Here is a 23,426-nt window from a genome sequence, read left to right as displayed (position 1 = left end):
CCGCCGTACGACCGTCTCCTCGTCGTCTGACACGGCGCGAGGTTAGGCCGGCAACAGGTCCCTCCGGGGCCCAGCGACCGCCTCCTGTGGACAACGAAAGCCTCTGTGGACAATCACCTGATCATGCCCACCATCTGCTATACGCCCACCCCACCCCGCCCGGTGGCCAAGAGGTCTGCGTCATCGCAGAGATCAACTCTGACGCCTTCTCTTGATCGACGGGCTAGGGGGCGTGCCGGTGGGGAGCGGTGTCGGCGTTGGCTGCTGCCAGGTCTGGTGATGTCGTATTCGACTCAGCTCCCTACGCAGCAGGATGTCAGCGGACCTCCGGCTCATCGACCGAAGCCAGGCCGGCCGAAGCCGCACCGGGCGAGTCCACGCCGGCCCTGCCTGCGCCGGAACCCGCCTCGGCCGGGCCGGGGCGGCGGTGCACGACGACGCAGGCCAGGCCCGGGCCGGCGTGCGCGGCGACCACCGCGCCGGCCTCCGTGACGTACGTCGAGCGCACCCGGCCGCCGAGCCGCTCGGTGAGCGCCGCGAGGAGGTGCTCGGCGCGTTGCGGGGCGGCGAGGTGGTGCACGGCGAGGTCGACGTCGGCGTCGCCGGCCGCCTCGACGGCGAGGTCGACCAGGCGGGCCACGCCCCGGCTGGCGGTGCGCACCTTGTCCCGGAGCACGATCGCCCCGTCCGGCATGTGCATGATCGGCTTGACCGACAGGGCGGTGCCGAGCAGCGCCTCGGCGGCCCCGATCCGGCCACCCCGGCGCAGGAACTCCAGCGTGTCGACGTAGAAGTAGATCGTGGTGCGGTCGATCGCGTCGGCCGCCGCGCGGCGTACCCCCGGAAGGTCGGCGCCGTCGACGGCGGCCGCGGCGGCCGCGAGCGCCGGGAAGCCGAGGCCCATGCCGGTGGAGCGGCTGTCGACGACCGCGACCCGGTCGTCGCCGACCTGCGCGGCGGCCAGCCGGGCCGCCTCGACGGTGCCGGACAGCTCGGCCGACAGGTGCACCGAGACCACCGCGTCTGCGCCGGCGTCGAGCAGCTCACGGTACGTCCGCGCGAACTGCTCCGGTGCCGGCCGGGAGGTGCTGACGGTGACCCGCCGGCCGCCGAGCGCCCGGGTGGCGTCGCCGGGGTACATCTCGACGCCCTCCAGCCCCTCCGCGCCGTTGAGCACCACGGTCAGCGGCACGACGGTGAGTCGGTGTCGGCGCACCAGCTCGGGCGGGAGGTAGGCGGTGGAGTCGGTGACGACCGCGACGGGCATTCCGGCACCGTAGCCGATCCGGGCCCGGACCGCCGTGGCCGCCCGGCCCGGCCGCCCCCGAAAGGCCACCCGGAAGCGGTGGCCCGCGACCGGCCGCCCGGGGACCCTGGCCTGGAAGGACACGGCCCGGGAACCGCAGCCCCGGAAGCCGTGAACCGGGGGCGCCGGGTCAGACCGCCTCGGCCGCCGCCGTGGTGGTCAGCACGCCGACGTTGTGCGCCCGCAGGTGCCAGCCGCGCGTGCCGCTGTCGCGCAGCTCGGTCCAGTGGCAGTTGCGCAGCGAGCCGATGGCCCGCAGCACCGCGTGGTCCCAGCCGAGCAGGTGCCCACAGCCCTGCCGGGCCGCGCCGCCGTGGGTGGCGATCACGATCGTCGCGCCGGGCCCGGCGTCGGCCGCCTCCTGGAGGGCGGCGCCGACCCGCTTGCCGAGGTCGTCGAGGCTCTCGATGTCGGCGCCCGGGTCGGGATCGCCGGCCCGCCACCGGGCGTGCTCGTCGGGGTAGAGCCGCGCCGCCTCGGCGAGCTCCAGCCCCTGCCACCGCCCGAAGTGCCGCTCGCGCAGCCGGGCGTCGGCGCGCACCGGCAGGCCGGTGAGCGCGGCGAGGGCGGCGGCCGTGTCGGCGGCGCGGCGCAGGTCGCTGGCCACGATCGCGTCGGGGCGCAGCGCCGCGAGCAGCGGCGCGGCGGCGGCGGCCTGCTCGCGGCCGAGGTCGTTGAGGGGTACGTCGGTCTGCCCCTGCACCCGGCTCGCGGCGTTCCAGTCGGTGTTGCCGTGCCGCCAGACGATCAGTCGGGTCATTCGGCCGGTGCGGTGCCGGCGGCGGCCTCGGCCTCGACCAGGTCCCGGTCGACGAACGGGATCTGCGGGCAGTCCTTCCAGAGCCGGTCGAGGGCGTAGAACTCGCGCTCCTCGGTGTGCTGGACGTGCACGACCATGTCGACGTAGTCGAGCAGCACCCAGCGGCCGCCCCGCTCGCCCTCGCGCCGGACCGGCTTGGCCTTCTCCGGCAGCTCCAGCAGCCGCTCCTCGATGGCGTCGACGATGGCCAGCACCTGACGCTCGTTGGGGGCGGCGGCGAGCAGGAACGCGTCGGTGATGGCGAGCTGGTCACCCACGTCGATGATGACGATGTCCTGCGCCTTCTTGTCGGCCGCGGCCTGGGCGGCGGCCATCGCCAGCTCGTGAGCGCGTTCGGAAACTGTCACCGTTCTCCTTCGATCAACCGTGCGACCCTCCAAGCGTCTCACACCCGCTGACGTGACGACCTGTCGGTTCTGGCCGGTTTCGGGGACGAACGACCGCATATCCGGCGCGATCACCGCTGATAGAGCCGCCGTTTCGCGATGTACTGCACCACACCGTCGGGCACCAGATACCAGACCGGTTCGCCCCGGGCCACCCGGGCGCGGCAGTCCGTCGACGAGATGGCCATCGCGGGCACCTGCACCAGGCTCACCGTGTCGGCGGGCACGTGCTTGTCGGTCAGCTCGAAGCCGGGGCGGGTGACCCCGATGAAGTGGGCCAGCGCGAAGATCTCGTCGAGGTCCTTCCAGGACAGGATCCGCTCCAGCGCGTCCGCCCCGGTGATGAAGTAGAGCTGCACCTCGGGCCCGTACTCGGCGTGCAGGTCGCGCAGCGTGTCGACGGTGTACGTCGGCCCGCCCCGGTCGATGTCGACCCGGCTGACCTGGAACCGGGGGTTGGACGCGGTGGCGATCACCGTCATCAGGTAGCGGTCCTCGGCCGGGGTGACCGGCTGGTCCGCCTTCTGCCACGGCTGCCCGGTCGGCACGAAGACGACCTCGTCCAGCCCGAACCGGTCGGCCACCTCGCTGGCCGCGACCAGGTGACCGTGGTGGATCGGGTCGAACGTGCCGCCCATGATCCCGACCCGCCGGATGTCTTCCCGCACCCGCCGATCGTATGCGGGCCGCGCGCGGCGGTGCCTCCGGCCCGGGTCGCGGCCCCTCCCCCGGCCCAGGTCACGGGACGCGACCAGGGCCGGGGGAAGGCCGAAAACGTGACGAATCTGGGCTTTCCGGGCCCGGGCTGCGGCGGATCAGGCCGAGGCGGCGGCCACGGCGGTGCGGGCCACCAGGGCGCGGCGCAGGTCGTCGTCGGCGTCGGTGACCACCCGGCGCAGGCCGGGCGTGAGGTCGTCGCGGGCCAGCAGCGCCGCGGCCAGCTCCCGGGTGGGCTGCGCCACGGCGTAGCAGGGGTAGGCGTCGGCCGCGACCTGGTCGGCGACCCAGGGGGTACGCCGGCGCGCCGCCGCCGGCATGTCGGCGAAGTACCGCTCGACGTACGGCCGGGTCAGCTCGGCCTGCTCCGGCTGCCAGAACCCCTGCGCAGCGGCCTCGACCAGCCGGTTGGACAGCTCGGTGTTGCGCACCACGACCTCCCACGCCGCCTCCTTCGCGGCCGGGTCGGGCAGCGCGGCCCGGCACCGGGCGGCCCGCTCGGCGCCGGTGGCGCTCGGGTCGGCCGCCGCCTCGGCGGCGATCTCGGCCGCCCCGGCCGCGCCGAGCACGACGAGCCGGCCGAGCAGCGTCCAGCGCAGCTCGGTGTCCACGGCCAGCCCGGCGGGGACGTCCTTGCCGGCCAGCCAGCCGGCGAGCAGGTCGGCGTCGGTGCTCGCGCCGATCAGGCCCCGGGCGGCGGCGAGCTGCCGCGACCCGCCCGGCTCGGCGGCGGCGAGCAGCCGTTGGCAGGCGTCGGCGAGCCGGAGCAGCGCCCCGTCCCGGGCGAGGGGGTCGAGGTGCTGGTCGACCAGCGGCCGGACGCTGCGCAGCACGTCCTCCACGATGATCACCTCGGTCTCGGCGGGCAGCGCGGTGGCGACCAGCTCCACCAGGGCGGCGACGGGGCGCTCGCCGTCGGTGGCCGCGTCCAGCGCCTCGCCCCACAGCAGGGCCCGGGCCAGCGGGTCAGCCAGGGTCGGCAGCACCAGCGGCACCGCGTCGACGGAGGCGGGGTCGAGACGGATCTTGGCGAAGGTGAGGTCACCGGCGTTGGGCAGCAGCAGCCGGGCGGCCGGCTGCCCGCGCAGCCCGGCGAGGACCGTCCGGCCGCCGTCGGCGTCCGGGTCGAGGTCGACCTCGTCGTGGGTGACGGTGCCGTCGGCGGCGTACCGGGCGACGCCGACGCGGTGCGGGCGCAGCACCGGGTGACCGACCGGGGCGGTCTGCACGATCGCCGCGTCCGCGTACCGGCCGTCGGCGTCGAGCGTGACGTCGACCCGCAGCGTGTTGACCTGGGCCGAGCGCAGCCAGCGCTCGGCCCAGCCCGACAGGTCCCGCCCGGCGGCGGCGGAGAGCGCGCCGAGCAGGTCGGCGAGGGTGGCGTTGCCGAACCGGTGCGCCGCGAAGTGGGCGTTCAGCCCGGCCAGGAACGTGTCGTCACCGAGCCAGGCGACGAGCTGGCGCAGGACGCTGGCCCCCTTGGCGTACGAGATGCCGTCGAAGTTGAGCAGCGCCAGGGCGGCGTCGGCGACCTCCTCCGGCGCGACGGGGTGGGTGGAGGGGCGCTGGTCGGCCGCGTACCCCCAGCCCTTGCGGCGCAGCGCGAACGTCGTCCACGCGCGGTCGAACCGGGTCGCCTCGGCGGTGACCCGGGTCCCCAGGTACTCCGCGAACGACTCGTTGAGCCACAGGTCGTCCCACCAGCGCATGGTGACCAGGTCGCCGAACCACATGTGGGCCATCTCGTGAGCGATCGTGGTGGCCCGCAGCTCGCGCTGGGTGTCGGTGACCGCCGAGCGGAACACGAGGTCGTCGCGGAAGGTGACCAGGCCCGGGTTCTCCATCGCGCCGGCGTTGAACTCCGGCACGAACGCCTGGTCGTACTTGCCGAAGGGGTAACGCTCGGCGAACAGCTCGTGGAACCGGTCCAGGCACTGCCGGGTGACGGTGAGGATCTCCTCGACGTCGGCGTCCAGGTGGGCGGCGAGGGAGCGCCGGCACCAGACGCCCAGCGGGATGCCGTCGTGCTCGGCGCGGCGCACGTGCCACGGCCCGGCGATCAGCGTGACGAAGTACGGCGCCAGCGGGGCCGTCTGGGCGAACTCCCAACGCCCCGGCCGGGGCGTGGCGGCCAGCGCGCCGTTGGCGGCGACCGTCCACCGCGGCGGGGCGGTCACGGCGAGCCGGACCGGGGCCTTCAGGTCGGGCTGGTCGAAGGCGGCGAAGATGCGCTGCGCGTTGTCCAGGAAGGACATCGCGTAGAGGTAGGTCTCGCCGTCGGCGGGGTCGACGAACCGGTGCAGCCCCTCGCCGGTGTTCGAGTAGGCCATCTCGGCCTCGACGACCAGCGTGTTGGCCTCGGCGAGGCCGGTCAGCGGCAGCCGGTTGCCGGCGAGCGTCGCCGGGTCGAGCGGTCGCCCGTTCAGGCGCGCCCCCAGCAGCCGCGCGGGCAGCACCTCGACGAAGGTCTCCGCGCCGGGGGTCGCCCGGAAACGGATCGTGGCGTGCGAGCGGAATCGCTCGTCGCCTGCGGTCAGGTCGAGGTCCACGTGGTAGGACTCGACGGTAATCAACGCGCCACGCGCGGTCGCCTCTACACGGCTCAGGCTCGGCATCCGCTTATCCTGCCCGATGGGGAAGCACACTCGTTTCCCGTCACGGCATGCGATGGAGGAAGCAACAATGGGTCAGCACCCCAAGGGCGACTTCGACCTGTCCCGGGCGGTCTGGCAGCGGGCCGAGGGCGACACCTCGGAAGGCGCGGTCGAGGTGGCCTTCGTCGACGACCTGATCGGCATGCGCAACTCCGCCGAGCCGGACGGCCCGGTGCTCGTCTTCACCCAGGCCGAGTGGGACGCGTTCGTCGCCGGGGCCCAGGACGGCGAGTTCGACCTGGACTGAGCCGGCGGGCCGCCGGGCCGGGACCGCCTGCCGCCCCCGGGGACGGGGCGCGACGTGCGCCTTCCCCGGGCAGCAGACGGTCCCGGCCCGGCCCCGAACCGCCCGTCAGTCGCCGTCGCCCCAGCCGAGGCCGCCGGGCCCCGGGGCGTGGTGGAAGCCGGGGTGACCGGCCACGTCGGCGCAGCGCTCGCCGTCGGGGCCGACCGCCCCGCAGAACAGCCGCTCGGCCCGGTGCCAGGCGTCGGCCGGGGACAGCGCGGCGGCCCCGAGGGCCAGCTCGGGGCGGAGCACGCTCAGCCCCTCGGCGTACGTCACGGCGAGCTCGCGGGCCGCGTCGGGCCCGGCGGCGGCGAAGCCGAGATGCACGGTGAACCAGCGCGGCGGCCGCTGCTCCCGGCGGGGCCGGGCGAGCAGCGGCCCCGCCGGCTCCCCGCCGCCGGCCCGGCCCGCGCCCAGCGCGTCGACCGCCCGCCGCTGTCGCCAGTAGCGCGACGCGTTCTCCCGCATGTGCCCTCCCCGTCGTGATCACCCGACGCTCCCGCCACCGGCGGCCCGAGCGCCCCGGGCCGACCGGTCGCCGGCCCGTGCGCTCCAGCAAACCAGGTTCCCGCCGCCCTGGGAGGGGCCAGCCGGCGCGCGCCGCGCGGACGGACGCCACGCCGTCGACCTCGACCGGGCTCGACAGGGGCGGCGGGGATTCGGTCGCCGCGAGATGGGTAGACGAACCCCCACCGCGCGGTGCCGCCGGGCGGGGAACACCAGGAGGGGTCCGATGGCCAGCATGCCGGCCGACCGCAGCCCGGACAGCACCCTGGCCCTGCTGCGCGAGGGCTACCGGTTCATCGGCGACCGCTGCGACCGGTACGGCACGGACATCTTCCAGACCCGGCTGCTGCTCGAACCGACCATCTGCCTGCGCGGCCGACCGGCGGCGGCGCTCTTCTACGACCCCGAGCGGTTCGTCCGGGCGGGCGCGGCGCCGAAGCGGATGCAGCGGACCCTCACCGGCGTGGGCGGGGTGCAGGGCCTCGACGGGACGGCCCACCACGAGCGCAAGGCCATGTTCATGTCGATCATGACGCCGTCGGCGGTTCGGCAGCTCGGCCAGCTCTTCGACGACGAGTGGCGGGCCCGGGTGCCGGTCTGGGAGCGCGCCGGCCGGGTGGTGCTGCACGACGAGGTGGCCCCGCTGCTCACCCGGGCCGTCTGCGCCTGGGCGGGCGTGCCGCTGGCCGACGCCGAGGTGCCCCGGCGCACCGCGGTGATGCGGTCGATGATCGAGGGTCCCACCGCGTTCGGCCCCCGGCACTGGCGGGGCCGGATCGGTCGCCGCCGCGGCGAGCGGTGGCTCGGGGAGGTCGTCGAGCGCGCCCGGGTGGGCGTCCTGCCGGCCCCGCCGGGCAGCGCGCTGCGGGCGATCGCCGAGCACCGGGACGGCCAGGGGCGGCTGCTGCCCCGCCGGATCGCCGCCGTGGAGCTGCTCAACGTGCTGCGCCCCACCGTCGCCGTCGACCGTTTCGTGGTCTTCGCCGCGCTCGCCCTGCACGACCACCCGCAGTGGCGCGACCAGGTACGCGGCGACGACGACGCCACCGAGTGCTTCGTGCAGGAGGTCCGCCGCTACTACCCGTTCTTCCCGGTCGCCGCCGCCCGGGTGCGGCGCTCCTTCGACTGGCAGGGGCACCACTTCCCGCAGGGGCGGCGGGTGCTGCTCGACCTGTACGGCACCAACCACCACGAGGCGCTCTGGCCCGAGCCGGAGCGGTTCCGCCCGGAGCGCTTCGCCGGCTGGCGCGGCGACCCGTTCGCGCTGGTGCCGCAGGGCGGCGGCGAACACCTGACCGGGCACCGCTGCGCCGGCGAGTGGATCACGATCGAGCTGCTCAAGCGGGCCGTCACCAACCTGACCACGACCATCCGCTACGAGGTGCCGCCGCAGGACCTCGCGATCGACCTGCGGCGGATGCCCGCCCTGCCGCCGAGCGGCCTCGTCGTCACCGACGTGCGCCGCACCGCCTGACGACTGCGCAAGGAAGGGCCCCCCGTTAACGCATTCTGTTGCACAGGGACCCTTCCTAACGCTCCCGACCCGGGCGACGCTCCCGACGCGGGCGGCCACGCCGTCACCGGGTGTCCCGTCAGTGCCGGGCCTGCTCGCGGGCCTGCTGGGCGTGGTCCCGCACGTCGTGGGCGGCCGACCGGGTGTCGTCGCGGACGGCGTGCACGGCGTCCTGGGCGGTGGCCCGCACCGACTCGCCCGCGTGCTGCGCCGGCTCGCGCAGCTCCTCCCGCAGCTCGCCGGCGACCTCGCCGAGCTTCTCCTGCACCGCGCCGACGTGCGCGCCGGCCCGCTCCCTGACCTGGGTGGCCACCTGCTGCTCGCGGCGGCTCGCCGGGATCAGGGAGGAGACCAGCATGCCGACGCCGAAGGCGATCAGGCCGGCGGCCAGCGGGTTGCCCTCGGACTTCTCCCGCAGCACGTGCGGCGCGCGCTGGGCGGCGTCGCCGACGGTGGCGGCCGCCGAGTGCGCCTTGTCGCTCACCGTGGACGCGGCCGACGAGGCCCGGTCGGCGACCGCGTGGGCGGCGTGTCCGGTGCTGTGGCCGTAGTCGGAAGCGGTGCCCATGACCTTGTCCCTCACATTCTGGAGCGCGGTGCGCGCCCGCTGCTTGCGGTCGTCGACGATGCGGCCGGGGCTGACCTTGTACGCCAGGACGTCCACGTCGCTGCTGAGGCTGTCGCGGGTGGCCTCGATCTCCCGGCGGATCTGGTCGGGATCGGTGCTCATCGGGTGACTCCCTCCGGGTGGGGCTTGAGCGCGTCGGGGATGCGCTGCACGCTGTCGTTGGTCTGCCTGAGGCCCCGGACACGCCGGGCGTGCTGCTTGGCCAGGGTGTAGAGGACGGCGGCGAGCGCGCCCCAGAGCACGGCGACGATCAGCGCGGCCCAGCCGGCGTCCAGCACGTTGGACAGCCCGGCCCAGAGCGCGAGGGACAGGAACAGCGCCACCATGTACCCGCCGAAGCCGGCGCCGCCGAACAGCCCGGCGGCCCTGCCCGCCTTCCTGCCCTCCTGGCGGATCTCGGCCTTGGCCAGCTCCACCTCCTGACGCAGCAGCGTGGACAGGTCGGTGGTCACCTGGCGCAGCAGCTCCCCCACCGAGCTGCTCCTGACCTCGTCGGCGGTGTGCGGGGCACCTGTGGGGTCGTACCCGGCGTCCAGTCCGGGATCCTGCGTCGGCGCGGTCATTCCGTCGCCTCCCTTCGGCTGGCGCGGCGGCTCACGGGCGGGCTGCGCCGCTGGACGGCATGCCCGGCAGCGGGTCGGTCTGGGTCACCGGGGGCAGCGGCGTTCCGGTGCCGTCCGCCGGGTCGGCGTAGCCGGTGGTGGTGCCGGGGTCGGGGTAGGCCGCGCCCTGGCCGGTGTGGCCGGCTTCGGGGGTCGGGTCGAGATAGCCGCCCGGGGGGATCTGGTCCGGCACGGCGCGCTGGGCAGGCGGGGTCGGGATGACGGCGGTGCGCTCCGGGTCGTCCGCCCCGGTCGAGCCGCCGCCGGTGGCGTCGGACGCCGCGGACAGGCCCCGGGTGAGCCGGCCGGCGAGCACGCCGAGCACGGCGGCGCCGACGAGGAAGGTGCCCGGGTTGCGGCGGGCGTAGTCCTTGACCTCGGTGAGGATGTCGCCGGGCCGCCGCTGTTCCAGCCAGCCGGCCACGCCGTCGGCCCGCTCGGCGGCCTGGTGGGCCAGCTCGGTCACCGGCCCGGAGCGGCCGCTGTTCTGCGCCATGACGCGCATCTCGTCGGCCAGCGAGCGCAGCCCGCCGGCCGCCCGGCGCTGCTGCTCCCCGGCCTGCCCGGCGAGCTGGTCGCGGGCCTCGCCGTAGAGGTTGCGGGCCTGCCGCGCCGCCTCGTCGACGACCTCCCGGCCCTGCTCCCTGGCCGTCTGCGCGACCGCGCCGCCCGCGTGCGCGGCCTCCGCGCCCACCTGCCGGGCCTGATCGCGTACGCCGTGGCCGTTGCTCGACTCCTGCCCGTACGTGGACGTCGTGGGGGCGAGATCGTAGGTCATGATGTCCCTTCCGCTCGTAAAGTCGTAGCGGTAGTCAATTCATGGGATTCGCCAGCGTTCATCCGGCCGGCGTCTTTTGACCTACCCTGGCCCCGGCGGCCCACACCTGATTCCCGGTTTCGCTGCGGAACGTGTCGGCGCGCACCCAAAATGGAGGATCGTCGAGGGCTGCTGATCCACGGAGGTGACGCCGATGGCGCATGACCGGCACCGCCCACGGGCCCGGGTGCAGGTGGCCGCCGTCGCGGTGGCCGCGCTCTTCCTCCTGCTCGGGGTCCTCGGCTTCGTCCCCGGCGTCACCACCGGATACGACGACCTGACCTTCGCCGGGCACCACTCGGGCGCCAAGCTGCTGGGGCTGTTCCAGGTCTCGGTCCTGCACAACGCCCTGCACCTGCTCTTCGGGCTGGCCGGGCTGGCCCTGGCCCGCAGCGTCGCGGGGGCGCGGCTCTTCCTGGCCGGGGGCGGCGCGCTCTACCTCGGCCTCTGCCTCTACGGGCTGTTCGTCAAGTTCGCCGAAAACGAGCAGGGCGCGGCCAACTTCATCCCGCTCAACGGCGCGGACGACTTCCTGCACCTGCTGCTCGGCCTCGGCATGCTCGCGCTGGGCCTGCTGCTGTCGAACGGGGTGGGCACGGGCGGTCGGCTGGACGACCCGATCGACCGCCCCTGACCGGGCCACCCGACCGGCCGGCGCGCCCCTGACCGCTCAGGCGGCCACCGGGAGGCGCTTGGCGAAGCAGCGGCTGTACGGGTTGTCGACGTACTCGCCGTACCCGGGGATGGGGGCGTACCCGCAGGAGGTGTAGAGGCCGATGGCCGCCGGCAGGTAGCTGCCGGTCTCCAGCCACAGCTCGGCGTACCCCTGCTGGAAGGCCAGGTCCTCCAGGGCGGCCAGCAGCTGGCGGGCGATCCCCCGCCCCCGGTGGGCGGGCCGGACGTACATCCGCTTCAGCTCGCCGGTGTGGGGGTCCAGCTCCTGGATGCCGCCGCACGCGACGACCCGGCCGGCGTCGACGACGGCGAGGTAGCGGATGTCGTCGTGGGTGAGGGTCGCCTGCCCGTCCAGCCCGCCGTCGGCCTCGCGCAGCTCACGCTGCTGCGCCACGACCAGGGTGGCGATCTCCGGGTCGGTCGTGGGCCGCGATTCGATCAGCATTCCGTCAAGCTAGGCGCGGCGGATTTCCGGCAGGTTTCCGGCGGGCGACCCGCCGGCGGAGGCCCCGCGAGCGGTCGTGGTCGCGCGGGCGGGCCGGTCCCCGTCGCCGGCCTGCCCGCCCCCGCCGGCCTACTCCTCGTCGTCGAGGTCGTCGTCGAGGTCCGCGCCGGCGGTCGGCTCGTCGTCGCTGACGTCGGCCCCCAGCTCGTCGGCGGACCGCACCCGGCGGGCCTTGCGCGCGGCGAGCCGCTCGGCGGCCGAGGGGCGGCTCGACTTCTCCTCCAGCCGCACGTCGGTGCCCCGGTTGCCGGGGACGAAGTCGACGCCCGCGTAGAGGGTGGGCTGCCAGTCGAACTCGCGCTCACCGATCCGCACCAGGTCGCCCGGGTTGGCCCCGGCCTTGGCCAGCTTGTCCTCGACGCCGAGGCGGGCCAGCCGGTCGGCCAGGTAGCCCACCGCCTCGTCGTTGTCGAAGTTGGTCTGCCGCACCCAGCGCTCCGGCCGGTCGCCCCGCACGGTGAACGAGCCGTCCGGCTCGGCCTCGATGGTGAAGCCGGTGTCGTCGACCGCCCTCGGGCGGATGACGATGCGGGTCGGCTCGGCCGGCGGGGCGGCGGCGCGGGCCTTCTCGACCAGCTCCGCCATGGCGAACATCAGCTCCTTGAGGCCCTCGCGGGTCGCCGCGGAGACCTCGAACACCCGCAGGCCACGGGCCTCCAGGTCGGCGCGGACGATCTCGGCGAGGTCCCGGCCGTCCGGCACGTCGATCTTGTTGAGGGCGACGAGGCGGGGCCGGTCGGCCAGCCCGCCGTACTGGCTCAGCTCCGACTCGATGGCGTCGATGTCGGCCAGCGGATCCCGGCCCGGCTCCAGCGTCGCCGTGTCGATCACGTGCACCAGCACCGCGCAGCGCTCGACGTGCCGGAGGAACTCCAGCCCGAGGCCCTTGCCGGTGGCCGCGCCGGGAATGAGGCCGGGCACGTCGGCCACGGTGAAGGTGTGGTTGTCGACCCGGACCACGCCCAGGTTCGGCACGAGGGTGGTGAAGGGGTAGTCGGCGATCTTCGGCTTGGCCGCGGAGATGACCGAGATCAGCGACGACTTGCCGGCCGACGGGAAGCCGACCAGGCCCACGTCGGCGACGCTCTTGAGCTCCAGCACCACGTCGAGCTGCTCGCCGGGCTCGCCGAGCTCGGCGAAGCCGGGCGCCTTGCGCCGCGCGTTGGCCAGCGAGGCGTTGCCCCGGCCGCCCCGGCCGCCCCGGGCCACCTCGAACGTGGTGCCGGCGCCGACCATGTCGGCCAGCACCTCACCGCCGGGGGTCTGCACGACGGTGCCGTTGGGCACCTTCAGCACCAGGCCGCGCCCGTTCGCGCCGTCCCGGTTCGAGCCCGCGCCGCCCTTGCCGTTCTCGCCCTTGACGTGCGGGTGGAAGTGGAAGTCGAGCAGGGTGTGCACCTGCGGGTCGACGACCAGCGTCACGCTGCCGCCGTGCCCGCCGTTGCCGCCGTCGGGGCCGCCGAACGGCTTGAACTTCTCCCGGTGGATCGAGACACAGCCGTGCCCGCCGTCACCGGCCTGCAGGTGCAGGACGACCCGGTCCACGAACATCGTCACGTCGTCAATCCTTCCAGCGGGAGACACCCCGCACGTGCGAGAAATGCGAAGCGGGCCGGGACCAACCGGTCCGCGGCCCGCGACGCGTCGAAACTACTGCTGCGGCACGATGCTGACGGTCTTGCGACCGCGCTTGGTGCCGAACAGGACCGAGCCGGCGGCCAGCGCGAAGAGCGTGTCGTCGCCGCCACGGCCGACCAGGTCACCGGGGTGGAACTTGGTGCCACGCTGCCGGATGAGGATCTCACCCGCGCTGACGACCTGACCACCGAAGCGCTTCACGCCGAGCCGCTGGGCCGCGGAGTCACGGCCGTTACGCGAGCTGGACGCACCCTTTTTGTGAGCCATCTGAGGACGACCTACTTCCCGCTGGAGATGCCGGTCACCTTGACCTGGGTCAGCGGCTGGCGGTGACCCTGGCGCTTGTGGTAGCCGGTCTTGTTCTTGAACTTGTGGATCTTGATCTTCGGGCCCTTGGTGTGCGCGGCGATCTCGCCGGACACCGCGACCTCGGCAAGCTTCGCCGCGTCGGTCACCAGGTCGTCACCGTCGACGAGGAGCACCGCGGTGAGCTTCACCGCGTCGCCGGGGGCACCGGCGAGCTTCTCGACCTCGATCACGTCGCCCTCGGCGACCTTGTACTGCTTGCCGCCGGTCTTGACGATCGCGTACATCGGAGGCGGACTCCCTGTCGTTGAGGCTGCTGGCGGTCGTTCCCTCGGCGGCTCGCCGGGTAGCAGAAGCGCGGCGGCGCGGGCACGCGGGAACTCGGCACACCAAAGTGCGCCGCAAGATAGCGTACGCCATCGGCGGGGCGACACCCAAACCGGGGTGCGCCACCCCGCCCACCCGCACCGGGCCGGTCAGCGGGCGCAGAGCTGGTCGAGGCGCTGCTGGAGCTCGTCCAGCTCCTCCTCGTCGATCGCGTCCACGTCGGTGCCGAGCATCCCCACCTCGGTGGCGAGATCGGCCAGGAGCGTCCGCAGCTGCGGGTCGGTCGCCCGGGTCGACTGCTCCCGCAGCGCCGTGCGCCAGCCGGTCAGCGCCGCCTCCGCCCGCTTGCGGGCGGCCTCCGCCGTGGCGCTGTCGCTCGCGCCGACCGCCCCGATCATCCGGCCCAGCTCCGCCACGTACGTGCGGACCGCCGTGCCGCTGGCCTGCTGGGCGGCGGCGCAGACCTCCGGGGCGTTCCCCCCGGCCGCGCCGCTCGCGGCGGGCGGCCCGCCCGGCGCGCCGGGCGCCGCGCCCCCACCGCCCGGGGTGGCCCCGCCGGCCGGGGCCGGGGAGGAGCCGCCCGGCCCGTCGGCGGGGTCGGAGCCGGAACGCCCGGCGGAACAGGCCGCCGTGGCCGACAGGACGACCGCGGCGACGGTGAGGGCGAGCAGACGACGCATTCTTCTTCTCCTGACCGGGGGTGGCCGATCCTAACCGGGGTCGGGCACGCGACAGGACCCCCGCCCCGGTGCTGTCACCCGGGCAGGGGTCCTGCGAAACGCGCGGCCGGTCAGCCGGTCAGCCGGTCAGGGGCGGGTACGCCGCCGGGCGCCGCCCCGGCGGGACCGCCGCCGGCCCCCGCCCGTGTCGCCGCCGTCGCCGTCGCCCTCGTCGTCGCCGAGCGCGTCCGGGTCGTCGGCGCCCGCCAGCCGGGCGGACTCGCCCTGCTGGCTGTCCGCCACGGCCGGCGCGGCGGCGGTGTCCGCCTCGTACCGGGACAGGTCGTAGCCCATCGTGTCGTGGTAGTCGGTGTCGGTGTCGGCAGGGGCCTCGACCACCTCGACGACCGTGCGCTCCGGGGCAGCGCTCTTGCGCGCCCGGCGTCGCGACGACGCCCCGCCGACCGGCTCGGCCGGAGCCGGGGCGGCGGCGGGAGCGGGGGCCGCCGAGGCGACCGCCTTGACCTTCTCCCCCGCGCCACCGCCCGAACGCGGCTTCTCCGGCACCGGCTCGGTGTGCATGATCAGGCCCCGGCCCTTGCAGCACTCGCAGGGCTCGCTGAACGCCTCCAGCAGCCCCGCGCCGATGCGCTTGCGGGTCATCTGCACCAGGCCGAGCGAGGTGATCTCGGTGACCTGGTGCTTCGTGCGGTCCCGGCCGAGGCACTCCGTGAGCCGGCGCAGCACCAGCTCACGGTTCGACTCCAGCACCATGTCGATGAAGTCGATCACCACGATGCCGCCGATGTCGCGCAACCGGAGCTGGCGGACGATCTCCTCGGCCGCCTCCAGGTTGTTCCGGGTGACCGTCTCCTCCAGGTTCCCGCCGGAGCCGGTGTACTTGCCGGTGTTGACGTCGATGACGGTCATCGCCTCGGTGCGGTCGATCACCAGCGAGCCGCCGGAGGGCAGGAAGACCTTCCGGTCCAGGCCCTTGAGGATCTGCTCGTCGATCCGGTAGGTGGCGAACACGTCGGCCGCGCCCGCGTGCCGGCGCACCCGGTCGACCAGGTCCGGGGAGACGTGCGAGAGGTACGACTCGACCATCCCGTACGACTCGTCGCCCTCGATCACCAGCTCGCGGAAGTCCTCGTTGAACAGGTCCCGCACGACCCGGATGACCAGGTCCGGCTCCTCGTAGAGCAGCACCGGCGCGCCGCCGGAGGCGGCCTTGGCCTGGATGTCCTCCCACTGGGCCTGGAGGCGCTTGACGTCGCGGGCCAGCTCGTCCTCGCTCGCCCCCTCGGCGGCAGTGCGGACGATCACGCCCGCGCCGTCCGGGACCAGCTTCTTGAGCGCGTCGCGCAGCCGCTTGCGCTCGGTGTCGGGCAGCTTGCGGCTGATGCCGGAGGCGTTGCCGTTCGGCACGTAGACCAGGTGCCGGCCGGAGAGCGCGATGTGGCTGGTCAGCCGGGCCCCCTTGTGCCCGATCGGGTCCTTGGTGACCTGCACCAGCACCGAGTCGCCGGAGCGCAGGGCCTGCTCGATGGACCGGGCCCGCCCCTCCAGGCCGGTGGTGTCCCAGTTGACCTCGCCCGCGTACAGGACGGCGTTGCGGCCGCGCCCGATGTCGACGAAGGCCGCCTCCATGCTCGGCAGGACGTTCTGCACCTTGCCGAGGTAGACGTTGCCGGCCATCGTGCCGGAGGAGTTGCGGGTGACGTAGTGCTCGACCAGCACGCCGTCCTCCAGGACGGCGATCTGGGTGCGGTCACCGCGCTGGCGGACCGCCATCACCCGGTCGACCGCCTCCCGGCGGGCCAGGAACTCGGACTCGCTCAGGATCGGCGGGCGGGTCCGGCGCTGCTCCCGGCCGTCCCGGCGGCGCTGCCGCTTGGCCTCCAGCCGGGTCGAGCCGGAGACGCCCTGCACCTCGTCGACGGCCTTGCGCGGCTCACGGATCTTGACGACCGTCGGCACGCCGTCGTCGGCACCCCCGTCGGTGTCCCCCGCGCCGCGGCGGCGACGTCGCCGCCGGCGACGGGTCAGCCCGTCGCCGCCCTCGTCGGTCTCGCCCTCGCCCTCGTCCTCGTCGCCCTCGGCCTCGGGCTCCTCGGCCTGGGCGGCCTCCTCGGCGTCCTCGTCGTCGGCCTCGTCCGCGCCGCCCTTGCCCCGGCCCCGGCCCCGGCGGCCCCGGCGGCGACGCCGACGGGCGGCGGTCTCCTCGTCCTCCTCGTCGTCGGCGGCCTCGGCCTCCTCCGCCTCGGCGGCCGGCTCCTCCTCGACCTCCGGCACCTCGGCCTGCTCGACCGGCTCGGCCTCGCGCCGGGCGCGGCGACGCCGGCGGGACGGCTCGGGCTGCTCCTCGACCGCCTCCGGCTCCACCGGGGCCGGCACCACGACGCGGGCCACCGGCAGCTCGTCCGGCTGCGGGGCCATGAACAGGACGGTCGGCGCGGAGAGGGCGGCCCGCCGCCGGCGGGTCCTCGGCTCGGCGGGCTCGTCGGCCGCCACGGGCTCGGCGGCCCTGGCGACCTCGGCCGGCGCGACCACCGCGGCGGGCTCGACGGCCTCGGCGGGCTCCGCGACCCCGGACGGCGGCTCGGCCACGCCGGGGACGGCCACCCCGGGCGGCACCTCTCCGGAACGGTTCTCGGCGCCACTGGACCGGCGGCGGCCGCGCCCGGCGGTGGCCCGGCCGGAGGCGGGCTTACCGGAGGCGGCCGACTGGTCGGCGTCGGTCGCGCCGGCCGGCGGCTGGTCCGGCGCACCACCGGCAGCGCCGGCGTCGGGCTCGGCGGCGGCAGCGACCGGGGGCTGGGCCACCGCCGGCTCGGCCACCGCCGGCGTCGGCTGCTCGGCGGGCCCCTCGCCCGCCACGGCGGCCTCGCCCGCGACCGGCTCGGCCGCCGGGGCCTCCACCGGGGGCGCGGTGGCCTTGCGGCGGCGGGTCCTGGTCACCTTGACCGGGGGTACGACCTCCGCGCCGGCCTCCTCGGCGGCGGCGACGACGATCGGCTCCTCCGCCGCCTTCGCGGTGGTCGCCTTCCGGCGTCGACGCGGCGTCTTCGGCATCTCCTCCAGCTCACCGGCGACCGGGGCGAGGACCTCGGCCTGGGGGGCCTCGCCGCTGGCCGAGCCGGCGGAGGTGGACGCCTCCACCGGAGCCTCGGTCTGCTCCGGCTGGTTGAGCGGGGTGGCCCGCCGACGGGTGGCCCGCTTGCGGGGCGGCGGGGCCGGCGCCTCGGCGGCGGCGGCCCCGGCGGCCTCGCCCTGCGCGGCGGTGGGGCCGCCGGCCGGAGCCGCGCCCTCGGCGGTGGGGCCGCCCGCGGTGAGATCCGCCGTGCCGGTGACGGTGTCACCGCTGGCGCGGCCGGTGTCGGTGGTGCGGTCAGCGGTCTCGCCGGCCGGCTGGGAACCGGTCCGTTCGCCGCCCTCGGGCTCGTTCTCGAGCATGGACGTTCTCCAGTTCTGGCTGCCCCGGGCGCGGGTAAGCGCTGCCACGCAGGGTCGCCGCAAAAGTGTTTCCGCCGGGCGCGCGAGCTGCACGACCGCCGAAGTCTGCCTGCCAGAACGCTGACCGTCGGTCAACGCTCACACGATGGCTGCCCCGTCGCGATCCGCGTCCAACGGATCGACGATCTCGCCCTGTGCGGTCAGCGTGCCCTGCGCCAGCCGGATCACCCTCGGGGAGACCGGCGGCTCCAGGTCGGCCACCGCGCGCAGGCCGGAAAGGACGTCATCGGGTCGTACGGACGGGGTGACCTGCCGGACGACCAGTTCGAGTATCGCACACGACACGCCCGGTGCCCCGGAAGGCGTCTCGACGGACCGGATCACATCGATCTTCATGACTGCCGCGCGGGCGTCGAAGGTGCGCCGCCCCTGCTTCGTCATCCGCTCGACCTGAACCTCCCCCGCCGCCGTGAAGGCGGCCACGGCGCGCTCCAGCACGGCCGGCTCCACCTCCGGCAGCTCGATCCGCCAGTGCGACGCCTCGATCCGGTCGGCCAGGCTGCCCCCGGCGGCGACGACCGCGTCGAGGACGTCGAGCCCGGGCGAGAGCGCGGCGTCCAGCGCCGCCCGGAGTTGCCCCGGGTCGACCGGCTCCCGCAGCCCGATCTCCAGGTACTCCGCCTCGCTGGCCACCCCGGTCGGGGCCGCGCTGGCGTACGAGATCTTGGGGTGCGGGGTGAAGCCCTGGGAGAAGGCGATCGGCACCCCGGCCCGCCGCAGCGCCCGCTCGAACGCGCGGGCGAAGTCGCGGTGCGAGGTGAACCGCAACGGCCCACGCTTGGCGTACCGGATGCGGACGCGCTGGACGACCGGCGCCTGACCGCCCTCCGGCTGTGGTTTCCTACTGATCGTCGTGCTCCTCGGATCGGTTGGTCATCCCGCGCGGGGGATCACTGCGGGGTGGGGGCGGGAATCCGCAGCCCGGCACCGTTGATCGGGGTCAGTGGGAGCAGCTTCCTGCCCGTGGGGCCGATCTGGATCTCGGTGTCCATCGACGGGCAGACTCCGCAGTCGAAACACGGGGTCCACCGGCAGTCGTCCTGCTCGTACTCGGACAGGGCGTCCTGCCAGTCCTGCCAGAGCCAGTCCTTGTCCAGACCCGAGTCCAGGTGGTCCCAGGGCAGGACCTCCAGCTCGTCGCGCTGGCGGGTGGTGTACCAGTCGAGGTCGACGCCGAAGGCCGGCAGCACCTCGGCTGCGGCGTCCACCCACCGCTGGTACGAGAAGTGCTCGCTCCAGCCGTCGAACCGGCCACCGTTCTCCCACACCCGCCGGATGACCGCGCCGACCCGGCGGTCGCCCCGGCTGAGCAGGCCCTCGATCAGCGACGGCTCGCCGTCGTGGTAGCGGAAGCCGATCGCCCGGCCGAGCGAACGGTCGGCGTTGATCGCCTGCTTGAGCAGCCGCAGCCGGCCGTCGATGACCTCCGGCCGCTCCATCGCCGCCCACTGGAACGGGGTGTGCGGCTTCGGCACGAACCCGCCGATCGAGACGGTGCAGCGGATGTCCTTGCTGCCGGTGGCGGACCGGCCCGCCCGGATCACCTCGTGCGCCATGTCCGCGATCTCCAGGACGTCGGCGTCGGTCTCGGTGGGCAGGCCGCACATGAAGTAGAGCTTCACCTGCCGCCAGCCGTTGGTGTACGCGGTGACGACCGTGCGGATCAGGTCTTCCTTCGACACCATCTTGTTGATGACCTTGCGGATCCGCTCCGACCCGCCCTCGGGGGCGAAGGTCAGCCCGGTGCGCCGGCCGTTGCGCGACAGCTCCTGCGCCAGGTCGATGTTGAACGCGTCGACCCGCGTCGACGGCAGCGACAGCGACACGTTGGTGCCGGCGTACTGCTCGGCCAGGCCCGAGCACATGTCGCCGATCTCCGAGTGGTCGGCCGACGACAGCGACAGCAGGCCCACCTCGTGGAAGCCGGAGAACTCCAGCCCCTGCTGCACCATCTGCCCCACCGTCGTGATGGACCGCTCCCGCACCGGCCGGGTGATCATGCCGGCCTGGCAGAACCGGCAGCCCCGGGTGCACCCCCGGAAGATCTCCACCGCGTACCGCTCGTGGACCGTCTCGGCCAGTGGGACGAGGGGCTTCTTCGGGTACGGCCAGGCGTCCAGGTCCATCGTCGTGCGCTTGTGCACCCGGAACGGCACGTCCGCCCGGTTTGGCACGACCCGCTGGATCCGGCCGTCGGGCAGGTAGTCCACGTCGTAGAAACGCGGCACGTAGACGCTCTCCGTGCGGGCCAGCCGCAGCAGCAGCTCGTCGCGGCCGCCCGGGGAGCCCTCCGCCTTCCACTCCCGGACGATCGCGGTGATCTCCAGGACCGCCTCCTCGCCGTCGCCGAGCACGGCGGCGTCGACGAAGTCGGCGATCGGCTCCGGGTTGAACGCGGCGTGCCCACCGGCCACGATCACCGGGTCGGCGTCGCTGCGGTCGGCCGCCAGCAGCGGAATGCCCGCCAGGTCGATCGCGGTGAGCAGGTTGGTGTAGCCCAGCTCGGTGGAGAACGAGACGCCGAACACGTCGAACCCGCGCACCGAGCGGTGGGCGTCGACGGTGAACTGCGGCACGCCGTGGGCGCGCATCAGCCGCTCCAGGTCGGGCCAGACCGCGTACGTCCGCTCGGCCAGCACGTCGGGCAGCTCGTTGAGCACCTCGTAGAGGATCTGCACGCCCTGGTTGGGCAGGCCCACCTCGTACGCGTCGGGATACATCAGCGCCCAGCGCACGGTCGCCGCGTCCCAGTCCTTGACCACCGCGCCCAGCTCGCCACCGACGTACTGGATGGGCTTGGTCACCTGGGGCAGCAGCGGCTCCAGGCGGGGCCAGATCGACGGCTCCACGGCGGGACTCGGCGTGGTGGACGGAACGCTCATGATGCCCAAGGGTACGCGGCCGCCCGCCGCCCGCCGCGGCGCGCCCACCCGCCTGCCCCACCCGGAAGAACGTCCGTCGCCGAGGCACGGCCCGGTCACCGCGGCGGGATCCCCCGGCCCGCGGCGTCCGGGAGCGTGCCACGGGCCCGGTCGTGATCGTCCCGGACGTGGGCGGATCGCCGCCGGTGGCACGCCGGTACTAACCTCGGACCGGCGCGAGAGGAGATTGCCGCGATGCCGCACCCGCAGCCGGGAGCAGATCGGCCGGCCGACGGGGGCACCCCGGCCGTCGACCGGGACCAGGATCCGGCGGTCGTCGGAGAGGCGGCCCCCTCCCCCGTACCATCGCCGGTCGCACCGGCCCCGCGCGGCTCCGCCGAGCCGACCGACAGCGAGCCGACCGACAGCGGGCAGGCCGACCCCACGCAGGCCGACCCCACGCAGGCCGGGCAGACCGACACCGAGCAGGTCGACACCCAGCGGGTCGAGCCGGTCGATGCCGTGCAGGCCCCCTCCGCCGAGCCGGCCACCGACACGACGGCGACCGACGACACGACGGCGACCGACACGACGGCGACCGGCTCCACGGCGACCGACGACACGACGGCCCCGGTCGAGACGGCGGCCATCGGGCACGCGCCGACCGACCCGGAGACGCCGACCGACGGTGAGCCGAGGACGAACGGCGCGACAGGCGCCGACGGAGAGCCGCCGACCGGCGGTACGACGAGGGCCGACGGTGGGGTGAGGGCCGGCGGTTCGGCGACCGACGGGGCGACCGGCGACGAGGCGGAAGCGACCGGCGACGGGGCGGTGGCGACCGACGACGAGCCGGAAGCGACCGGCGACCGGACGGAGGTGACCGACGGGGCGATCGACCACGGAACCGACGCGACCAGGACCGCCGCGCTCCCCGACGGCGGGGCCGCCGAGGCGACCGTCCCGGTCGCGGACGCCTCGCCGGAGCCCGGGTCGTCGCCGGGGCCGGAGCCCACCCGGGTCGATCCGGCCGGCGCCCACGGGGCACCTCCCGCGCCACCTCGACCGGTCGGCACTGCCACCCCGGTGCGCCCCGGCCCGGACCCGACCCGGATCGCCCCCACCCCGCCGCTGTCCGGCCCGGACCCGACCAGGGTCGAGCCCACGCCGCCGCGGCCCGCCCTCGGCCGGGCCGGCGTGACCCCGCCGGCCTTCGCCCCGGGCCGCGCCAGGGCCGGCAGGCCGACCCTCACCCCGGACCCGACGAGGATCGACGCCCACCCGGACGCGAAGCTGGGCCCGCGCCCGGACGCCACGAGGCTGGACACCGGCCCGGACGCCCCGGAATCCGCCGCCCGCCCCGACGCCACGAAGCTGGACCCGCGTCCGGACCGGACGACCGTCGACCCCGCCGCCGCCGAGCCGCCCGCGCCCCGCTTGCGCGGGTCCGCATCGGTCCCGCCGCCGGCCCCGCGCAAGCGGAGCTGGGGGGAGTCCGTCGTGTTCACCCCGCCCGCCCCTCCGCCACCGACCCCGGCTCCGCCGCCGCCCGCACCGGTCGGGCACGGGCCGCTGCCGCCCCCGGAGAGCCAGGTTCCGGTGGACCCGTGGGCCGGCGTGGACACCGGCAGTTGGGACCTGCACGCCGCCGAGCTGCCGCCGGCCATGCCGTACCCCGCGACGCCACCCACCCGGCAGTACCCGGGGCCGGCGGCCGGCTCAGCGCCCGTCGTCGGTCGCGGCACCCCGGCGGCGTCCCACCCGGTGACCCCGCCGCAGCCGGCCCGGCCTGTGTCGCCGGCGGCCCGGCCCGTGAGCCCGCCGCCGGCCGCCCGGTCCGCGCCGCCGCCCATGGCCCAGCCGCTGCCGCCGCCAGCCCGGCAGGTGTCGCCGCCCCGACCCGTGTCGCCGCCGGCTCGGCCGGTGTCGCCGCCCGCGGCCCGTCCGGTGGCACCGCCGCCACCGCCTCCGCAGCAACACCGGCCCGCCCCTCCCCCGCCCGCGCCGAAGGCGCCCCGCCGACGCCGGCGGCGCTGGCCGTGGGTGCTGCTGCTGAGCATCGCCTGCTGCTGCGGCTGCCCCGCGTACTGGGTCAAGCCGATGTGGGAGCAGTATCCGGCGAAGGCGGCGCTGCCGGCGCAGATCGCCGACCTGTCGCTGCGCGAGGACGCCCGCAGCAAGACCACCGCGAATCAGCTGGAGGCCGAGACGCGCAAGGCGCACCTCCTGGCCGAGGACACCTTCGCCGGCGTGTACGTCTCGTCGGCCGGCAAGCCCGCCGTCGTGTTCGGCGGCACCGGCTTCCGGCTGACCCCCGAGAGCGACGCGGACGACGAGTTGGCCCGGCTCAAGCCGCGATACCAACTCGGCGATCCCCAGGTGGTCGACACCGGCGTGCGGGGGCGGTTCGCCCGCTGCGCCGTCGGCGCGCTCGACGGCACAGACGTGGTGGTCTGCACCTCGGTCGACCACGGCAGCCTCACCAACGGGATCTTCTCCCAGCTCTCCGTGGACGACAGCGCCCGACTGCTCGACGAGATGCGCGAGCAGATCATCACCCCGGAGCAGGTGGGCTCCGGCTCGGCGTGACCCGACCGGGCGCACGGATTCCTGGACAGCTGCCGTCCGCCTCGTGCGGGAACCGTCCAGGGCCGGGGGTTCCCTGGGCAGCGCCCGGGTTTTCCGGCTTCCGGGCCGGACGGC

21 protein-coding genes are annotated in these 23,426 nt (G+C 75.1%); 4 read left to right on the top strand and 17 right to left on the bottom strand.

All coding sequences use genetic code 11. The annotated features are described in order from the left end of the window. Positions 1-316: 316 nt before the first annotated feature. From HDA31_RS05180 to pepN, 5 genes are all read right to left on the bottom strand, one after another. Positions 317-1,267, bottom strand: a complete 951-nt coding sequence (locus HDA31_RS05180; RefSeq protein ID WP_178066107.1) for a DegV family protein — start codon at positions 1,265-1,267, stop codon at positions 317-319. Between the two features lie 169 nt (positions 1,268-1,436). Further along, the gene (locus HDA31_RS05175) at positions 1,437-2,066 is read right to left on the bottom strand and encodes a histidine phosphatase family protein (protein ID WP_178066108.1); all 630 of its coding nucleotides are present in this window, start codon (positions 2,064-2,066) and stop codon (positions 1,437-1,439) included. Beyond that, positions 2,063-2,473 (bottom strand): ribosome silencing factor, encoded by a 411-nt coding sequence (gene rsfS / locus HDA31_RS05170; RefSeq protein ID WP_178066109.1) that lies wholly within the window; start codon positions 2,471-2,473, stop codon positions 2,063-2,065. The genes HDA31_RS05175 and rsfS overlap by 4 nt, the downstream gene beginning before the upstream one ends. Positions 2,474-2,583: 110 nt before the next feature. Further along, the gene (gene nadD, locus HDA31_RS05165; RefSeq protein WP_074474562.1) at positions 2,584-3,180 is read right to left on the bottom strand and encodes a nicotinate-nucleotide adenylyltransferase; all 597 of its coding nucleotides are present in this window, start codon (positions 3,178-3,180) and stop codon (positions 2,584-2,586) included. Positions 3,181-3,327: 147 nt separating this feature from the next. Continuing rightward, a complete protein-coding gene (gene pepN, locus HDA31_RS05160) occupies positions 3,328-5,844 on the bottom strand; it encodes an aminopeptidase N (RefSeq protein WP_178066110.1) in 2,517 nt (838 codons plus the stop codon). A gap of 67 nt (positions 5,845-5,911) precedes the next feature. Between pepN and HDA31_RS05155 the strand changes: the two genes are divergently transcribed. Beyond that, entirely contained in the window at positions 5,912-6,130 is a 219-nt protein-coding gene (locus tag HDA31_RS05155; protein ID WP_013287999.1) for a DUF397 domain-containing protein, read from the top strand. 105 nt (positions 6,131-6,235) lie between these two features. Here the strand turns inward: HDA31_RS05155 and HDA31_RS05150 are convergent, their stop codons facing one another. Then, positions 6,236-6,637, bottom strand: coding sequence for a hypothetical protein (locus tag HDA31_RS05150; RefSeq protein WP_178066111.1), 402 nt, complete (start codon positions 6,635-6,637; stop codon positions 6,236-6,238). Between the two features lie 265 nt (positions 6,638-6,902). Here HDA31_RS05150 and HDA31_RS05145 point away from each other — a divergent pair, with 265 nt between their 5' ends. Beyond that, entirely contained in the window at positions 6,903-8,150 is a 1,248-nt protein-coding gene (locus tag HDA31_RS05145) for a cytochrome P450 (protein WP_074474559.1), read from the top strand. A gap of 118 nt (positions 8,151-8,268) precedes the next feature. On the opposite strand, the gene HDA31_RS05140 is transcribed toward HDA31_RS05145, so the two are convergent. The 3 genes from HDA31_RS05140 to HDA31_RS05130 are packed head-to-tail and all read right to left on the bottom strand — an operon-like array spanning position 8,269 to position 10,197. Next, positions 8,269-8,919 (bottom strand): DUF3618 domain-containing protein, encoded by a 651-nt coding sequence (locus HDA31_RS05140; RefSeq protein ID WP_178066112.1) that lies wholly within the window; start codon positions 8,917-8,919, stop codon positions 8,269-8,271. Continuing rightward, a complete protein-coding gene (locus tag HDA31_RS05135; protein WP_178066113.1) occupies positions 8,916-9,380 on the bottom strand; it encodes a phage holin family protein in 465 nt (154 codons plus the stop codon). The genes HDA31_RS05140 and HDA31_RS05135 overlap by 4 nt, the downstream gene beginning before the upstream one ends. Before the next feature lie 31 nt (positions 9,381-9,411). Beyond that, positions 9,412-10,197: a hypothetical protein gene (locus HDA31_RS05130; RefSeq protein ID WP_178066114.1), complete on the bottom strand. Its 786-nt coding sequence runs from the start codon at positions 10,195-10,197 to the stop codon at positions 9,412-9,414. 193 nt (positions 10,198-10,390) lie between these two features. Here HDA31_RS05130 and HDA31_RS05125 point away from each other — a divergent pair, with 193 nt between their 5' ends. Further along, the gene (locus HDA31_RS05125) at positions 10,391-10,870 is read left to right on the top strand and encodes a DUF4383 domain-containing protein (protein ID WP_178066115.1); all 480 of its coding nucleotides are present in this window, start codon (positions 10,391-10,393) and stop codon (positions 10,868-10,870) included. Between the two features lie 36 nt (positions 10,871-10,906). Here the strand turns inward: HDA31_RS05125 and HDA31_RS05120 are convergent, their stop codons facing one another. The 8 genes from HDA31_RS05120 to HDA31_RS05085 form a co-directional block, all read right to left on the bottom strand. After that, complete coding sequence (locus tag HDA31_RS05120; protein ID WP_178066116.1) at positions 10,907-11,356, bottom strand: GNAT family N-acetyltransferase; 450 nt, start codon at positions 11,354-11,356, stop codon at positions 10,907-10,909. A 129-nt stretch (positions 11,357-11,485) separates the two neighbouring features. Beyond that, complete coding sequence (gene obgE / locus HDA31_RS05115; protein ID WP_178066117.1) at positions 11,486-12,973, bottom strand: GTPase ObgE; 1,488 nt, start codon at positions 12,971-12,973, stop codon at positions 11,486-11,488. A 93-nt stretch (positions 12,974-13,066) separates the two neighbouring features. Then, complete coding sequence (gene rpmA, locus HDA31_RS05110; protein ID WP_043966727.1) at positions 13,067-13,321, bottom strand: 50S ribosomal protein L27; 255 nt, start codon at positions 13,319-13,321, stop codon at positions 13,067-13,069. 11 nt (positions 13,322-13,332) lie between these two features. Further along, positions 13,333-13,647, bottom strand: coding sequence for a 50S ribosomal protein L21 (gene rplU, locus HDA31_RS05105; protein ID WP_007072512.1), 315 nt, complete (start codon positions 13,645-13,647; stop codon positions 13,333-13,335). A gap of 189 nt (positions 13,648-13,836) precedes the next feature. Continuing rightward, a complete protein-coding gene (locus tag HDA31_RS05100) occupies positions 13,837-14,367 on the bottom strand; it encodes a hypothetical protein (protein WP_074474555.1) in 531 nt (176 codons plus the stop codon). Positions 14,368-14,493: 126 nt separating this feature from the next. Next, complete coding sequence (locus HDA31_RS05095; RefSeq protein ID WP_178066118.1) at positions 14,494-17,802, bottom strand: Rne/Rng family ribonuclease; 3,309 nt, start codon at positions 17,800-17,802, stop codon at positions 14,494-14,496. 138 nt (positions 17,803-17,940) lie between these two features. Further along, positions 17,941-18,654: a TIGR03936 family radical SAM-associated protein gene (locus tag HDA31_RS05090; protein ID WP_178067753.1), complete on the bottom strand. Its 714-nt coding sequence runs from the start codon at positions 18,652-18,654 to the stop codon at positions 17,941-17,943. 98 nt (positions 18,655-18,752) lie between these two features. Further along, complete coding sequence (locus tag HDA31_RS05085) at positions 18,753-20,744, bottom strand: TIGR03960 family B12-binding radical SAM protein (RefSeq protein ID WP_178066119.1); 1,992 nt, start codon at positions 20,742-20,744, stop codon at positions 18,753-18,755. 234 nt (positions 20,745-20,978) lie between these two features. Between HDA31_RS05085 and HDA31_RS31955 the strand changes: the two genes are divergently transcribed. After that, entirely contained in the window at positions 20,979-23,312 is a 2,334-nt protein-coding gene (locus HDA31_RS31955) for a hypothetical protein (RefSeq protein WP_246384100.1), read from the top strand. Positions 23,313-23,426: the final 114 nt, after the last annotated feature.

The organism is Micromonospora carbonacea, from assembly GCF_014205165.1.
Taxonomy (GTDB): domain Bacteria; phylum Actinomycetota; class Actinomycetes; order Mycobacteriales; family Micromonosporaceae; genus Micromonospora; species Micromonospora carbonacea.
Note: the sequence above shows the minus strand (reverse complement) of the source record. Positions and strands in the feature narration are given on the sequence as shown.